Source organism: Lysobacter sp. GQ73 (assembly GCF_059758755.1).
On record NZ_JCAXEE010000001.1, the window covers coordinates 412145 to 427527 of the forward strand.

The 15383-nt window shown below is 68.5% G+C and carries 11 protein-coding genes; 10 read left to right on the top strand and 1 reads right to left on the bottom strand.

The genetic code is table 11. The annotated features are described in order from the left end of the window. Nucleotides 1–197: 197 nt before the first annotated feature. Nucleotides 198–1880: a DNA repair protein RecN gene (gene recN / locus AC6CH2_RS01730; RefSeq protein WP_498267659.1), complete on the bottom strand. Its 1683-nt coding sequence runs from the start codon at nucleotides 1878–1880 to the stop codon at nucleotides 198–200. A 239-nt stretch (nucleotides 1881–2119) separates the two neighbouring features. Here recN and hrcA point away from each other — a divergent pair, with 239 nt between their 5' ends. The 10 genes from hrcA (at nucleotide 2120) to AC6CH2_RS01780 (ending at nucleotide 15379) form a co-directional block, all read left to right on the top strand. Next, the gene (hrcA, locus tag AC6CH2_RS01735; RefSeq protein ID WP_498267660.1) at nucleotides 2120–3187 is read left to right on the top strand and encodes a heat-inducible transcriptional repressor HrcA; all 1068 of its coding nucleotides are present in this window, start codon (nucleotides 2120–2122) and stop codon (nucleotides 3185–3187) included. 397 nt (nucleotides 3188–3584) lie between these two features. Beyond that, complete coding sequence (gene grpE / locus AC6CH2_RS01740; protein WP_498267661.1) at nucleotides 3585–4103, top strand: nucleotide exchange factor GrpE; 519 nt, start codon at nucleotides 3585–3587, stop codon at nucleotides 4101–4103. A 238-nt stretch (nucleotides 4104–4341) separates the two neighbouring features. Beyond that, entirely contained in the window at nucleotides 4342–6258 is a 1917-nt protein-coding gene (dnaK, locus tag AC6CH2_RS01745; protein WP_435394857.1) for a molecular chaperone DnaK, read from the top strand. A 125-nt stretch (nucleotides 6259–6383) separates the two neighbouring features. Continuing rightward, nucleotides 6384–7520, top strand: a complete 1137-nt coding sequence (dnaJ, locus tag AC6CH2_RS01750) for a molecular chaperone DnaJ (RefSeq protein WP_498267662.1) — start codon at nucleotides 6384–6386, stop codon at nucleotides 7518–7520. A gap of 266 nt (nucleotides 7521–7786) precedes the next feature. Beyond that, on the top strand, nucleotides 7787–8524 hold the full coding sequence (gene dapB, locus AC6CH2_RS01755) for a 4-hydroxy-tetrahydrodipicolinate reductase (protein ID WP_498267663.1): 738 nt from the start codon (nucleotides 7787–7789) through the stop codon (nucleotides 8522–8524). 368 nt (nucleotides 8525–8892) lie between these two features. Beyond that, entirely contained in the window at nucleotides 8893–10047 is a 1155-nt protein-coding gene (gene carA / locus AC6CH2_RS01760) for a glutamine-hydrolyzing carbamoyl-phosphate synthase small subunit (protein ID WP_498267664.1), read from the top strand. Beyond that, on the top strand, nucleotides 10044–10448 hold the full coding sequence (locus tag AC6CH2_RS01765; protein ID WP_498267665.1) for a four helix bundle protein: 405 nt from the start codon (nucleotides 10044–10046) through the stop codon (nucleotides 10446–10448). The genes carA and AC6CH2_RS01765 overlap by 4 nt, the downstream gene beginning before the upstream one ends. Nucleotides 10449–10451: 3 nt before the next feature. Then, nucleotides 10452–13703, top strand: coding sequence for a carbamoyl-phosphate synthase large subunit (gene carB, locus AC6CH2_RS01770; RefSeq protein WP_498267666.1), 3252 nt, complete (start codon nucleotides 10452–10454; stop codon nucleotides 13701–13703). Between the two features lie 214 nt (nucleotides 13704–13917). Beyond that, complete coding sequence (greA, locus tag AC6CH2_RS01775; protein ID WP_435394863.1) at nucleotides 13918–14394, top strand: transcription elongation factor GreA; 477 nt, start codon at nucleotides 13918–13920, stop codon at nucleotides 14392–14394. A 43-nt stretch (nucleotides 14395–14437) separates the two neighbouring features. Next, entirely contained in the window at nucleotides 14438–15379 is a 942-nt protein-coding gene (locus tag AC6CH2_RS01780; RefSeq protein ID WP_498267667.1) for a phosphoglycerate mutase, read from the top strand. Nucleotides 15380–15383: the final 4 nt, after the last annotated feature.

Here is a 15383-nt window from a genome sequence, read left to right on the forward strand (position 1 = left end):
CGAGCTTGCTCGATCGATCCAGGCCGAACGGGCTTGCCCGATCGACCCGGGGCGAACAGGCTTGCCCGATCGACCCGGGGCGAACAGGCTTGCCCGATCGTTCCAGGCCGAACCCACTTCGAGACTGAGCTCGATGTGGGCTCCGAATCCCGAGTCCCGAGTCCCGAGTCCCGACCTGAGACCTCAGACCTCAGACCTCAGACCACGTCGGCCAGCAGCCGCTTGGCCGCGGCGCGCACTTCCTTGTTGAGTTCGATGCCGCCGAGCATGCGCGCGAGTTCTTCCTCGCGCTGCTTGGCGCCGAGTACCTGCACCGCGCTCTGGGTCACGCCTTCGCTGGCGGCCTTGCTGACCCGGTAATGGGCGTGGCCCTGGGCCGCGACCTGAGCCAGATGGGTGACGCACAACACCTGGCGGCTGGCGCCGAGCGCGCGCAGCTTCTGGCCGACGATCTCGGCCACCGCGCCGCCGATGCCGGAATCGACTTCGTCGAAGACCATGGTCGCGACCGCGTCCATGCCGAAGGCGGCGACTTCGATCGCCAGCGAGATGCGCGACAGCTCGCCGCCCGAGGCGACCTTGCGCAGCGGCCGGGCCGGCTGGCCGGGGTTGGCCGCGACCAGGAATTCGACGCGCTCGCCGCCTTGCGGGTCGGGACGGTCCTCGTCGAGCGGTTCCAGGGCGACGTCGAAGCGCCCGCCGCCCATGCCGAGTTCGCCGATCAGCACGCTGGTGGTGTCGGACAGGCTCTTGGCGGCCTTGCGGCGCGCCTCGCCCAAAGCGTCGGCGGCGCGGCGCCACTGCGCCCGCGCGCTCTGGATTTCGCCGTCGAGCACCTGCAGGCGGTCGCCGGCGCTGCGCAGCTGGTCGAGCTCGCCGGCCATGCCGTCGCGGGTGGCCGGCAATTGTTCGGGTGCGACGCGGTGCTTGCGCGCCAGCTCGTGCAGGCGGCCGATCTTGTTTTCGATCTGCTCGAACGCCGCGGGGTCGAGGTCGAGGTCGTCGCGGACCCGGTCGAGCAGGGTCAGGGCTTCGTCGATCTGGATCGCGGCGTTGTCGAGCATGGCGTCGACGTCGTTCAGGCGCGGCTCGTGCTCGGCCACTCGCTGCAGCTCGCCGCGCACCTGTTGCACCAGCCGGGTCAGCGACGGGCCTTCGTCGCCGCCGAGGCGGGCGAAGGCCGATTCGCAGGCGGCGATCAGGCCGGCGGCATGGGCATGGCGGCGGTGGTCGCTGAGCAGCTTGGCCAGGGCCTCGGCTTCCAGCACTTCGCGTTCCAGCTCGGCATGCTGATGTTCGAGCCAGGCGATGCGGTCGGAGACGTCGCCCTGCGCCGACAAGGTGTCGCGTTCGCGCAGCAGCGCACTCCACTGCTGCGCGGCGGCCTCAACCTTGGCCAGCGGCGCCTCGTGGCGGCCGTAGGCGTCGAGCAGGCCGAGCTGGCTGGCGCGCGACATCAAGGCCTGGTGTTCGTGCTGGCCGTGGATCTCGACCAGGCGGGAGGTCAGGTCCGCGAGCTGGTTCAGAGTCACCGGCCGCCCGTTGACCCAGGCCCGCGACCCGCCGTCGGCGCGGATCACCCGGCGGATCTGGCAGACCTGCGCCTCGCCGTCGCCGGTCTCGTCGAGTTCGTTGTCGCGCAGCCAGGCCGCGGCCAGCGGCGCATCGTCGAGGGTGAAGTCGGCGACCAGTTCGGCGCGGTCGGCGCCATGGCGAACCACGCCGCTGTCGGCGCGCAAGCCGGACAGCAGCCCCAGGGCGTCGACCAGCAGCGACTTGCCGGCGCCGGTTTCGCCGGAGATCACGGTGAGGCCGGGACCGAAGCTGAGTTCGGCGGCGCTGACGACGGCGAATTGCTTGAGCGAGAGGTGAGCGAGCATGCGGCGGCGATTGTGCCTTGGCGGCGAGAGACTGGGAATGGGCGGCAAGCGGGCCGGAGGGTAGGGCGGACGCGGATCACAGGGTGAGATCGGCGGCGGTGCGCGCCGCAGCCAGTGTGCACGAGCATTCTTACCGATGCCGACGAGGGGAGCGCGGGCGCGGCGACGGATCCGGGCGGCGATCGCCGAATCCGACGAAGGCGCTTGCGCCGGCCCGCGTCCGCGCCTATATCCACAGCATGAATCGCCGACCGCCCGACCCGAGCCTCGACCCGCGCGCGCGGCAACTGCTGCGCACGCTGATCGGCCGTTACATCCACAGCGGCGAACCGGTCGGATCGCAGACCCTGGCCAAGCACGCCGGGCTCGACGTCAGCGCGGCGACGATCCGCAACATCCTGGCCGACCTGGAAGACGTCGGCCTGCTCAGCGCGCCGCACGCCTCGGCCGGGCGCATCCCGACCGTGCAGGGCTATCGTTTGTTCGTCGACTCGCTGCTGCAGGTGCGGCCGCTGCCGGAGGGCGAGGTCGCGCGGCTGCGCAGCGAGCTGCCGTCGGGCTCGGGCACCCAGGCCCTGCTCGGCAGCGCTTCGGAGCTGTTGTCGGCGATGACTCATTTCGTCGGCGTGGTCAGCGTGCCCAAGCGCGAGCAGTTCGCGTTCCGGCGCATCGACTTCGTGCCGCTCGACGCCCAGCGGGTGCTGGCGATCCTGGTGTTCGCCGACCAGGACGTGCAGAACCGGATCATCCAGACTCGGCGGGCCTACGACGCCGGCGAGCTGGAGCGGGTCGCGAACTATCTGAACGCACACTTCGCCGGCCGCCCGGTGGCCGAGATCCGCGCGACCCTGCTGGTCGAGTTGCGCAATGCCCAGTCGGAGATGCAGAGCCTGCTCGCGCAGTCGGTCGAACTGGCCGAGCAGGTGCTGATGCCCGATGGCGACGACATGGTCCTGGCGGGGCAGACCCGGCTGATGGGCGTGCAGGAGTTGGCCGACCTGGATCGCCTGCGCGAGCTGTTCGAGGCCTTCGCCCGCAAGCGCGAGATCCTGCAACTGCTCGAACGCACCGTGCGCGCCCCCGGCGTGCGCATCTTCATCGGCGAGGAAACCGGCCTGGCGCCGCTGGAAGGCGTGTCGCTGGTGACCGCGCCGTACACCGCCGGCGGCCGGGTGCTCGGCGTGCTGGGGGTGATCGGCCCGACCCGGATGGCCTACGACCGGGTGATCCCGGTGGTGCAGGCCGCCGCCGACGCGCTCGGGGATGCGTTCGGGGAACCGAAGGGGACTGAAGCCGAGGAGCAGTGACCCGTCCCGCAGGCCCAGGGCAGGCGCGGCGCGAGCCGCGACCCATCGAAGTGGACTGAAACGAGGGGCGGTCCCGCCTCCGAAGCCGGTCCAACCGTCCCGCCCAACCCCAGTCAGCGGGAACCGGGGTAAGAGCGGCGCGGGCCGCGACCGCCATCTCTCGGGTAGGGCGAACCTTTTGGAGGCCATCGGCTTCGGGGCGGGCCGGCGTTTATCGCTTCGGGCGGTCGTGGCTTACGCCGCTCCTACAGGGGAGTGGCCGGCGATCGTCCCGAACCGGGCCACGAAACCCGCCGCTCGCCGCCGATGGCGGCCGATCGGCGCAGATCCCGGCACTTGAATGCCGCCGCGGCGGCCCCATTGCTGGCCTGTCGCGGAAAAACCGCCAGGACCCAGCATGAACCAACACGATCCCTATTCCGAACTCAATCCGCCGGCCCAGGACGAGGTCCCGGGCGCCGAGGCGTCCGAACTCGAAGCGCTGCGCGCCGAGCTGACCAAGCTGCGCGAGGACTCGCTGCGCGAACGCGCCGAACTCGACAACCAGCGCAAGCGCGTGTCGCGCGACGTGGAGATGGCGCGCAAGTTCGCCAACGAGCGCCTGCTCGGCGACCTGCTGCCGGTGATCGACAGCCTCGAGGCCGGCCTGGCCGTCGCCGGCGAGGACAGCAGCGCCCTGCGCCAGGGCATGGAACTGACCCTGCGCCAGTTGCTCAAGGTCGCCGGCGACAACGGCCTGATCGCGGTCGACCCGACCGGCCAGCCGTTCAACCCCGAGCATCACCAGGCCATGAGCATGGTGCCGGCCCCGGGCGTGGCGCCGAACCATGTGGTCCAGGTCTACCAGAAGGGCTGGCTGCTCAACGAGCGCCTGCTGCGGCCGGCGCTGGTGGTGGTCGCCCAGGACGCCGAATAAGCGCTCGAGCGGACGCGGGACGGCTCACGGCGGCGGCTCGGCCGCGGTCGCGGAACCGGAGCTGAAAGCGGCGCGAGCCGCGAGCGGACGGACCGGGAAGGGCCGGGACGGACGTCACGAGGGCGGGGCACGGGCGCTTGAACTGCCCGGCACCTAGCCCCAGATAACGGACATCGGCGGCACGGCGCACTGCGCGGACCGCCCCACTATTTCAAGCATTCGAGAGGGAGCACTACGTATGGGCAAGATCATCGGCATCGACCTGGGCACCACCAATTCCTGCGTCGCGATCATGGAAGGCGGCAAGGCCAAGGTCATCGAAAATTCCGAAGGCGACCGCACCACGCCGTCGATCGTCGCGTTCACCAAGGACGGCGAAGTGCTGGTCGGCGCTTCGGCCAAGCGCCAGGCGGTCACCAATCCCAAGAACACCTTCTACGCGGTCAAGCGCCTGATCGGCCGCAAGATGACCGACGCCGAAGTGCAGAAGGATCTCGGCCTGGTGCCGTACGCGATCGTCCCGCACGACAACGGCGACGCCTGGGTCGCGACCCAGGACGGCAAGAAGATGGCGCCGCAGCAGATCTCGGCCGAAGTGCTGGGCAAGATGAAGAAGACCGCCGAAGCCTACCTGGGCGAGCCGGTCACCGAAGCGGTCATCACCGTGCCGGCCTACTTCAACGACAGCCAGCGCCAGGCGACCAAGGACGCCGGCAAGATCGCCGGCCTGGAAGTCAAGCGCATCATCAACGAGCCGACCGCAGCGGCGTTGGCCTACGGCATGGACAAGAAGGGCGGCGACCGCAAGGTCGCGGTCTACGACCTCGGCGGCGGCACCTTCGACGTGTCGATCATCGAGATCGCTTCGGTCGACGGCGAAATGCAGGTCGAAGTGCTGTCGACCAACGGCGACACCTTCCTCGGCGGCGAAGACTTCGACAAGCGCGTCATCGACTACTTGGTCGAAGAGTTCCAGAAGGACCAGGGCATCGACCTGCGCAAGGATCCGCTGGCGCTGCAGCGCCTGAAGGATGCGGCCGAGCGCGCCAAGATCGAGCTGTCGTCCTCGCAGCAGACCGAAGTCAACCTGCCGTACGTGACCGCCGACGCTTCGGGTCCGAAGCACCTCAACATCAAGCTGACCCGCGCCAAGCTGGAGTCGCTGGTCGAGGACCTGGTCAAGAAGACCATCGAACCCTGCCGCATCGCCCTCAACGACGCCGGCCTGCGCGCCAGCGACGTCAGCGAAGTGATCCTGGTCGGCGGCCAGACCCGCATGCCCAAGGTCAGCCAGGCCGTGGCCGAGTTCTTCGGCAAGGAACCGCGCAAGGACGTCAACCCGGACGAAGCGGTCGCCGTCGGCGCCGCGATCCAGGGCGGCGTGCTGGCCGGCGACGTCAAGGACGTGCTGCTGCTCGACGTGACCCCGCTGTCGCTGGGCATCGAGACCCTCGGCGGCGTGTTCACCAAGATCATCGAGAAGAACACCACGGTGCCGACCAAGGCCTCGCAGACCTTCTCGACGGCCGAGGACAACCAGTCCGCGGTGACCGTGCACGTGCTGCAGGGCGAGCGCGAACAGGCCCGCTTCAACAAGTCGCTGGCCCGTTTCGACCTGTCCGGCATCGAACCCTCGCCGCGCGGCATGCCGCAGGTCGAGGTGTCGTTCGACATCGACGCCAACGGCATCCTGCACGTCAGCGCCAAGGACAAGAAGACCAACAAGGAGCAGAAGGTCGAGATCAAGGCCGGCTCGGGCCTGTCCGAGGAAGAGATCGCCAAGATGGTCGCCGACGCCGAAGCCAACCGCGAGGAAGACCAGAAGTTCCACGAGCTGGTGCAGGCGCGCAACCACGCCGACGGCCTGATCCACATGGCCCGCAGCACGATCAAGGAGCACGGCGAGAAGTTGCCGGGCGACCAGATCGGCCGCGCCGAGGCGGCCATCGCCGACCTCGAAACGGCGATGAAGGGCGACGACAAGGGCCAGATCGAGGCCAAGTCGAAGGCGCTGGAAGAGGCCGCGCAGTCGCTGTTCGCCGCGGCCCAGGCCGCGCAGCCGGAGGCCGGCGGCGCCGCCGAAGCCGGCTCGGCCAAGTCCGAAGACGTGGTCGACGCGGAATTCACCGAAGTGAAGGACGAAGACAAGAAGTAAGCCGGTATCGGAACACGGACTCGGGAATCGGCAGAGCCAGGCTCTGCCGGTTCCCGAGGTCCTTTCCGCCCCGGTAAGTCCTCGCGGTAACGAATCCCGACTCTCGAATCACGAATCCCGGCCTTATGAGCAAACGCGACTATTACGAAGTGCTGGGCGTTGCGCGCAACGCCGGCGACGACGACCTCAAGAAGGCCTATCGCCGCTGCGCGATGAAATATCATCCGGACCGCAATCCGGGCGACGCGGCCGCGGAAGCCGCGTTCAAGGAATGCAAGGAGGCCTACGAGGTCCTGGCCGACGCCAACAAGCGCCGCGCCTACGACCAGCACGGCCACGCCGCGTTCGAGCACGGCATGGGCGGCGGTGGCGGCGGTGGTCCCGGCTACGCCGACATGGGCGACATCTTCGGCGACATCTTCGGCAACATATTCGGTGGTGGCGGAGGCGGCGGTGCGCGCGCGCCGCGTCGCGGCGCCGACATCGGCTACGTGATGGAGCTGTCGCTGGAAGAGGCGGTCGGCGGCATCGAGAAGCAGATCGAGATCCCGACCCTGGACGCCTGCGACACCTGCGAAGGCAGCGGCTCGGCCGACGGCAAAGTCGAGACCTGCACGACCTGCGGCGGCCGCGGCCAGGTGCGCTTCCAGCGCGGCATCTTCTCGATGCAACAGACCTGCCCGCATTGCAACGGCCGCGGCCAGAGCATCGCCAACCCCTGCGCCGACTGCCATGGCCAGGGCCGGGTCGAGCGCACCAAGACCTTGTCGGTGAAAATTCCGGCCGGTGTCGACAACGGCGACCGCATCCGCCTGACCGGCGAAGGCGAGGCCGGCCCGCCCGGTTCGCCGCCGGGCGATCTGTACGTGGAAGTGCGCGTGCGCGAGCACGAGATCTTCCAGCGCGACGGCGACGACCTGCATTGCGAAGTGCCGATCCGCATTTCCCAGGCCGCGCTCGGCGACACCATCCGGGTGCCGACGCTCGGCGGCGAGGTGGAGCTGCGCATTCCGGGCGAAACCCAGAGCGGCAAGCTGTTCCGCCTGCGCGACAAGGGCGTCAAGTCGGTGCGCAGCCGCAAGCCGGGCGACCTGTACTGTCGCGCCGTGGTCGAGACGCCGGTCAACCTGACCCCCGAGCAGCGCGAGCTGCTGGAGAAGTTCGAGGCTACGTTCGTGGGTGAGGGGGCGCGAAAGCACTCGCCACGGTCCTCCACCTTTCTGGACGGGGTCAAAGGGTTCTGGGACCGCATGACGTCCTGAATCCAAGCGTTTCGAATGCATTGCGAAAGGGGCTTCGGCCCCTTCTCGCAGGTATGCGCCCTAGAAGATCCACGCGGACCTTGTTGAAGCAGCCGTTCGGCCGCATTCGTGGCGTCGACGAATCGCTCGAGGTTTCAGCCGCGGTGTTTGTTTCCGTCGGCCAGGTGGCGAATCCATCGTAGGGCGCCGGTCGCGCCGCGTGCCACAGCGTGAACCACATGCATCAGCGCTTGTCCTCGCCCCCGCGCAGCCGCTAGCCTGCGCGCATGAGCGAGCCCACCAAGACCCCCGTCCGTCTCCTGATCCACGGCGCTTCCGGGCGCATGGGCCAGGCCCTGTTGCGTCTGGCCGCCGAGCGCGCGGACTTGAACGTGGTCGCGGCGTACTCGCGTTCGCAGCCGGCCCAGCGGGTCATCGACGGAGTGCCGCATTTCGCCGTCGCCGAGCTGTCGGGGGCGCCGGAGTTCGACGTCGCCATCGATTTCAGCCTGCCGCAGGGCTTCGACCCGGTGCTGGCGCTGTGCGCGGCGCGCGGCAAGGCGCTGGTGTCCGGCACCACCGGGCTCAGTTCGGCGCAGAACGCCGCGATCAACGACGCCGCCAACGGCATCGCCGTGGTCTGGGCGGCCAACTACAGCCTCGGCGTGGCGGTGTTGACCGAACTGGTCCGGCGGGCCGCCGCGGCCTTGCCGGGCTGGGACTGCGACGTGATCGAGGCCCACCACACCCGCAAGCTCGATGCGCCCTCGGGCACCGCCCTACACCTGGGCGCGGCCGCGGCGATCGGTCGCGGCGAGGAGCCGCATTACGCCAGCCTGCGCGCCGGCGACATCGTCGGCGAGCATACGGTTCAGTTCGCCGCCGCCGGCGAGCGCCTGGAGCTGATCCATCGCGCCACCAATCGCGACATCTTCGCCCGCGGCGCGCTCGAGGCCGCGCTGCGGGTCGCCCACCAGGCGCCGGGGCGCTACGGGCTGGCCGAGCTGATGTTTCCGAACCTCTGAGCGGCTTTTGACCCGGTGCCCCGAACCCGGCAGCGGGAGTTCCGGGGCGGCTCGCCGGGTCGAAAAGGGCGTGTCCGGGCCGGCCGGGCAGGGCACGCAGCTTTCGTTCAGGCGTTGCCGGCGCGTAGGCGGCGCGGAACTACGACAAATCCGCGCGGAATGTGTCGCGCCGCCGCTGCCTGAACAGGCCGGGCCACCGCGATCCGGACAAATTTTAGCTGGCTTCCGGAGCGCATCGCCGCTAGAATTCCGGCTCGCCTGAATCCCGAACGCCGGACCGGTCCCGCACCGCGTCCGCGCTTTGCTGCAAGTCGGTTTTGCCGATGTCGCGCACGGGATCAGATCCTTCGGCAGCCAAGGCGACCCCCGTGACCCAACCCGCAATCCTCGCACTCGAAGACGGAACCGTGTTCGAGGGCGTTTCCGTAGGCGCGCCCGGCCTCAGCGTCGGCGAAGTCGTATTCAACACCGCGATCACCGGCTACCAGGAAATCCTCACCGATCCCTCGTATGCCCGCCAATTGGTCACCTTGACCTATCCGCACGTCGGCAACACCGGCTGCACCGGCCAGGACGACGAAGCGCGCCGGGTCTGGGCCTCGGGCCTGATCGTGCGCGACGTGCCGCGCCGCCCGAGCAACTGGCGCAGTCAGGTCGCGTTGCCGCAGTGGCTCAGCGATCGCGGCGTGGTGGCCATCTCCGACATCGACACGCGCAAGCTGACTCGCCTGCTGCGCGACACCGGCGCCCAGAACGGCACGTTGATGGCCGGGGAGATCGACGTGGCCAAGGCGATCGAAGCCGCGCGCAAGTTCCCCGGCCTCAAGGGCATGGACCTGGCCAAGGAAGTCTGCACGCGCGAGCGCTACGAGTGGACCGAGGGCCAGCTCGACCTGGACCGCAACGCCTTCGTCAAGGTCGAGCCGCGCTTCCATGTCGTCGCTTACGACTTCGGGGTCAAGCTCAACATCCTGCGCATGCTCGCCGAGCGCGGTTGCCGCGTCACCGTGGTGCCGGCGCAGACCCCGGCCGCCGAGGTGCTGGCGCTCAATCCCGACGGCGTGTTCCTGTCCAACGGCCCCGGCGACCCGGAGCCCTGCGACTACGCGATCGCCGCGATCAAGGAATTCATCGCCAGGAAGGTCCCGACCTTCGGCATCTGCCTCGGCCACCAGCTGCTCGGCCTGGCCTCGGGCGCGAAGACCCTGAAGATGAAGTTCGGCCACCACGGCGCCAACCACCCGGTCCAGGACCTCGACGGCGGCCGGGTGATGATCACCTCGCAGAACCACGGTTTCGCGGTCGACGAGGCCTCGCTGCCCGCCAATGTGCGCGTGACCCATCGCTCGCTGTTCGACGGCAGCAACCAGGGCATCGCCCTGACCGACGCGCCGGCCTTCAGCTTCCAGGGCCACCCGGAAGCCAGTCCGGGTCCGCACGATGTGTCGCCCCTGTTCGATCGGTTCGTTGATTCGATGCGGGACTCGGGACTCGGGACTCGGGACTCGAAAGGAGCCGGATGAGCATTTCGCACTTCCGCGAATTGGAAGTCTGGCGTCTGGCGAAGTCGCTAGCCAAGCAGGTCTATCAACTGACCGCCGGCTTTCCTCGCGACGAGCGATATGGCTTGAGTTCCCAGCTACAGCGCTCGGCGGTATCGATTCCATCGAACATCGCCGAGGGCAATGCCCGGCACAGCACCCGGGACTACGCGCGATTCGTGTCGATGGCGCTGGGTTCCTCTGCCGAGCTGCAAACACAGTTGATCTTGTCCGGCGAGCTGACGCTCGGCGACGAGACGACACGCACGAACGCTATCGAAGAATGTGAGCGGGTGGGGCAGATGCTGCAACGCCTTCATCAGTCCCTTGTTCGCAGGCTTGAGACCGAGTCCCAAGTCCCGAGCCCCGAGTCCCGGAGTTAAAACATGCCCAAGCGTACCGACATCAAAACCGTCCTGATCATCGGCGCCGGCCCGATCGTGATCGGACAGGCCTGCGAATTCGACTACTCCGGCGCGCAGGCGTGCAAGGCGCTGCGCGACGAGGGCTACCGCGTCGTGCTGGTGAATTCGAATCCGGCCACGATCATGACCGACCCGAACATGGCCGACGCCGTGTACATCGAGCCGATCAACTGGCAGACGGTCGAGAAGATCATCGCCAAGGAAAAGCCCGACGCGCTGCTGCCGACCATGGGCGGCCAGACCGCGCTGAACTGCGCGCTCGACCTGGCCGACAACGGCGTGCTGGAGAAGTACAACGTCGAGCTGATCGGCGCCAAGCGCGACGCCATCCGCATGGCCGAAGACCGCGAGCTGTTCCGCATCGCCATGAGCGAGATCGGCCTGGAATGCCCGAAGGCCGAAGTCGCGCGCACCTTCGAGCAGGCCGTCGACATCCAGACCCGCGTCGGCTACCCGACCATCATCCGCCCGAGCTTCACCCTCGGCGGCACCGGCGGCGGAATCGCCTACAACAAGGAAGAGTTCGAGGAGATCGCCAAGCGCGGCCTGGAACTCTCGCCGGTGCACGAGATCCTGGTCGAAGAGTCGGTGCTGGGCTGGAAGGAATTCGAGATGGAAGTGGTCCGCGACACCGCGGACAACTGCATCATCGTCTGCTCGATCGAGAACTTCGACGCGATGGGCGTGCACACCGGCGACTCGATCACGGTCGCGCCGGCGCAGACCCTGACCGACAAGGAATACCAGCGCCTGCGCGATGCCTCGATCGCGGTGCTGCGCAAGATCGGCGTCGACACCGGCGGTTCCAACGTCCAGTTCGGCATCAACGCGCACGACGGCCGCGTCGTGGTCATCGAAATGAACCCGCGCGTGTCGCGCTCCTCGGCGCTGGCCTCCAAGGCCACCGGCTTCCCGATCGCCAAGATCGCCGCCAAGCTCGCCATCGGCTACACCCTCGACGAGTTGCGCAACGAGATCACCGGCGGCGCCACCCCGGCTTCGTTCGAACCGAGCATCGACTACGTCGTCACCAAGATCCCGCGCTTCGCCTTCGAGAAGTTCCCGCAGGCCGACGCCCGCCTGACCACCCAGATGAAGTCGGTCGGCGAAGTCATGGCGATGGGCCGCACCTTCCAGGAATCGCTGCACAAGGCCCTGCGCGGCCTGGAAACCGGCAAGGTCGGCCTCGACCCGACCGGCCTGGACCTGAGCAGCGAAGCCGACTTGACCAAGCTGCGCCGCGAATTGAAGGAGCCGGGCCCGGAGCGCATGTTCCACATCGGCGACGCGTTCCGCGCCGGCATGAGCGTCGAGGACGTGCACGCGCTGTCGTTCGTCGACCCCTGGTTCCTCGACCAGATCGAAGAGCTGATCGCCAGCGAGCGCGAAATCGCCGACGGCGGCCTGGGCGCGCTCGACAAGAACCGGATGCGCGCGATCAAGCGCATGGGCTTCTCGGATGCGCGCATCGCCCAGCTGACCGGCACCGACGAGACCGCGGTGCGCACCCTGCGCCGCGCCATCGGCGTGCGCCCGGTGTACAAGCGGGTCGATTCCTGCGCTGCCGAGTTCGCCACCAGCACCGCCTATATGTACTCGACCTACGAGGACGAGTGCGAGGCCGCGCCGAGCAACCGCGACAAGATCATCGTGCTCGGCGGCGGCCCGAACCGCATCGGCCAGGGCATCGAGTTCGATTACTGCTGCGTGCACGCCGCGCTCGCCCTGCGCGAGGACGGCTACGAAACCATCATGGTCAACTGCAACCCGGAGACGGTCTCGACCGACTACGACACCTCCGACCGCCTGTACTTCGAGCCGCTGACCCTGGAAGACGTGCTCGAGATCGCCGACCTCGAAAAACCCAAGGGCGTGATCGTGCAGTACGGCGGCCAGACCCCGCTCAAGCTCGCGCGCGCGCTCGAAGCCAACGGCGTGCCGATCATCGGCACCAGCCCGGACAGCATCGATCTGGCCGAGGACCGCGAGCGCTTCCAGCAACTGGTGCAGGAACTGGGCCTGGCCCAGCCGATCAACCGCACCGCGCGCAACCCCGATGAGGCGCTGCTGCTGGCCGGCCAGATCGGTTACCCGATGGTGGTGCGCCCGAGCTACGTGCTCGGCGGCCGCGCCATGGAAATCGTCTACTCCGACGCCGACCTGACCCGCTACATCCGCGACGCGGTCAAGGTCTCGAACGATTCGCCGGTGCTGCTCGACCGCTTCCTCGACAATGCGGTCGAGGTCGACGTCGACATCATCGCCGACCGCGAAGGCCACGTGCTGATCGGCGGGGTGATGGAACACATCGAGGAAGCCGGCGTGCACTCGGGCGACTCCTCGTGCTCGCTGCCGCCGTACTCGCTGTCGGCCGCGACCCAGGAACGCCTGCGCCAGCAGGTCGTGGCCCTGGCCAAGGCGCTCAAGGTGGTCGGCCTGATGAACACCCAGTTCGCGATCCAGACCGATGCCGAAGGCAACGACACGATCTTCCTGATCGAGGTCAACCCGCGCGCCTCGCGCACGGTGCCGTTCGTGTCCAAGGCCACCGGCATGGCGCTGGCGAAGATCGCCGCGCGCTGCATGGTCGGCCAGACCCTGGCCTCGCAGGGCGCGCTCGAAGAAATCGTGCCCGACTACTACTCGGTCAAGGAAGCGATCTTCCCGTTCGCCAAGTTCCAGGGGGTCGACCCGATCCTCGGACCGGAGATGCGCTCGACCGGCGAGGTGATGGGCGTCGGCAAGAACTTCGGCGCGGCGATGGCGCGCGCGCAGGAAGCCGGCGGGATCAAGGCGCCGCCGGTCGGCAAGGCTTTCATCTCGGTGCGCGACCCGGACAAGCTGCGCGTGCTGCCGGTGGCGCAGGAACTGGTGCGTCGCGGCTACCGCCTGGTCGCGACCAGCGGCACCCAGAGCTTCCTGAGCGAGAACGGCGTGGCCTGCGAAGTGGTGAACAAGGTGACCGAAGGCCGTCCGCACATCGTCGACCTGATCAAGAACGGCGAGATCGTCTACATCATCAACACCACCGAAGGCCGCCAGGCGATTTCGGACTCGTTCTCGATCCGCCGCGAGGCCTTGCAACAGCGCGTGACCTACTCGACCACGGTGTCGGGCGCGCGCGCGCTGGTGAACTCGCTGGACTACCGCGGCACCGGCCCGGTCTGGTCCCTGCAGGAGCTGCACGCGCAGATCGGGTCCGCCACGGCCTGACCGGCCGCGGCGGTCCCGCACAGGCGGGCCCGGCGGTCGCCGGGTCCCGCTGCCTTCCGGCCCCGCGCGAGCGGGGCGGGAGACGCCTTATCCCTGTTGCCGAGTTGCGGAACCCGGCGCCCCGTCACAAGGGTGTCAAGCGCTTCTGTTCCCGGCACAATGGGGTCGACAATCAACTCGATCGGCCGGCACAGCCCGGTATGAGGAAGCTGGAATGAGAGCACCAATGACGGTGAAGGGTGCGCAGCGTCTGCGCGCCGAACTGGAAGAACTGAAGTCGGTCAAGCGGCCGGCGGTCATCAACGCGATTTCCGAAGCGCGCGCCCACGGCGACCTCAAGGAGAACGCCGAGTACCACGCCGCGCGCGAACAGCAGGGTTTCATCGAAGGCCGCATCAAGCAGCTCGAAGCCGAGCTGTCGCACGCCCAGGTCATCGACATCAGCCAGCTCAACGCGGGCTCCAAGGTCGTGTTCGGCGCCACCGTCGAGCTGGCCAACGTCGACACCGACGAGGAGCGCAAGTACCAGATCGTCGGCGACCTCGAGGCCGATATCAAACTCGGCCTGATCGCGATCTCCTCGCCGGTCGCGCGCGCGCTGATCGGCAAGAACGAAGGCGACAGCGTCGTCATCGAAGCGCCGGGCGGCACCCACGAGTACGAGATCGTCGCCGTCAGCTACGAAGGTTGAGCGTGATTCCGCACCCGGGGTCGCCGCGCAGGAATCGCCGCGCATGAACAGCGCCACCCTGCTGTTGCCCGAACGGGCCCGGTTCGGCGGCCAGCGCCTGAGCGAAAGCTTCGGGCGCCGGCTCGGGCGCGCCGACCGAAGCGTCGAGGCCGGCGACCAGGCCGCGCGGGTGTTCGACATCCTGCCGCGCGGCTGGCCGGTCGCGGCGGTGACCCGTCAACGCGATGCCGGCGACGCCATGCTCGGCGCCTGGCTGCGCGCCGACCCGGCCTATGTGCGGCCGGACATCAACGGCGCGCGCCTGTTGGCTTATGGAGAGGCATTGGCCTTGACCGAGCGCGATGCCGCTGCGCTGCTGCCGGCCTTGAAGCCGTTGTTCGGCGACGCCGGTTTTCCGATCGATGCGCCGACTCCCACGCGCTGGTACCTGGCGCTGCCGCGCGAAGCGCGCATGCCGCGTTTCGCCTCGCCCGAGCGGGCGCTCGGCGAAGACATGTTCCAGCACCTGCCCGGGGTCGAGGGCGACGGCCCCGAAGGCCGCCGCTGGCGCGCCCTGCTCAGCGAGGCGCAAGTGCTGCTGCACAACCATCCGCACAACGCCCAGCGCATCGCCGCCGGGTTGGCGCCGATCAATTCGCTGTGGTTCTGGGGCGCCGGCGTGTTGCCCGATCACGTGCGCAGCGAGTATTCCGAGGTGCGCAGCGACGACGAAGCGCTGACCGCGTTCGGCGCGCAGGCCGGCATCGTCGCCGGCGAGATGCCGTCGGCCTGGACCGCGGGCGAGGGTGCGCGCCTGTTCGACCTGCGCGGTGCCCGCGACATCACCCCCTTGCAACGCGACTGGTTCGAACCGATCGGGCTGGCGCTCGAAGGCGGCAGTCTCGATCGCGTCAGTCTGGCTTTCGCCGACGGCGAACGTTTCGAGCTGAGCCGCTCGCAGCGCTGGCGCTTCTGGCGCAAGCCGCTGCGTTCGCTGCAGGACTGAACCC

Bases quoted from the DNA above. Each gene is read 5' to 3' on its own strand.
- carB (WP_498267666.1), top strand. From the start codon at position 10,452: ATGCCCAAGCGTACCGACATCAAAACCGTCCTGATCATCGGCGCCGGC.
- grpE (WP_498267661.1), top strand. From the start codon at position 3,585: ATGAACCAACACGATCCCTATTCCGAACTCAATCCGCCGGCCCAGGAC.
- dnaK (WP_435394857.1), top strand. From the start codon at position 4,342: ATGGGCAAGATCATCGGCATCGACCTGGGCACCACCAATTCCTGCGTC.
- recN (WP_498267659.1), bottom strand. From the start codon at position 1,880: ATGCTCGCTCACCTCTCGCTCAAGCAATTCGCCGTCGTCAGCGCCGCC.
- hrcA (WP_498267660.1), top strand. From the start codon at position 2,120: ATGAATCGCCGACCGCCCGACCCGAGCCTCGACCCGCGCGCGCGGCAA.
- dapB (WP_498267663.1), top strand. From the start codon at position 7,787: ATGAGCGAGCCCACCAAGACCCCCGTCCGTCTCCTGATCCACGGCGCT.
- AC6CH2_RS01780 (WP_498267667.1), top strand. From the start codon at position 14,438: ATGAACAGCGCCACCCTGCTGTTGCCCGAACGGGCCCGGTTCGGCGGC.
- greA (WP_435394863.1), top strand. From the start codon at position 13,918: ATGAGAGCACCAATGACGGTGAAGGGTGCGCAGCGTCTGCGCGCCGAA.
- AC6CH2_RS01765 (WP_498267665.1), top strand. From the start codon at position 10,044: ATGAGCATTTCGCACTTCCGCGAATTGGAAGTCTGGCGTCTGGCGAAG.
- dnaJ (WP_498267662.1), top strand. From the start codon at position 6,384: ATGAGCAAACGCGACTATTACGAAGTGCTGGGCGTTGCGCGCAACGCC.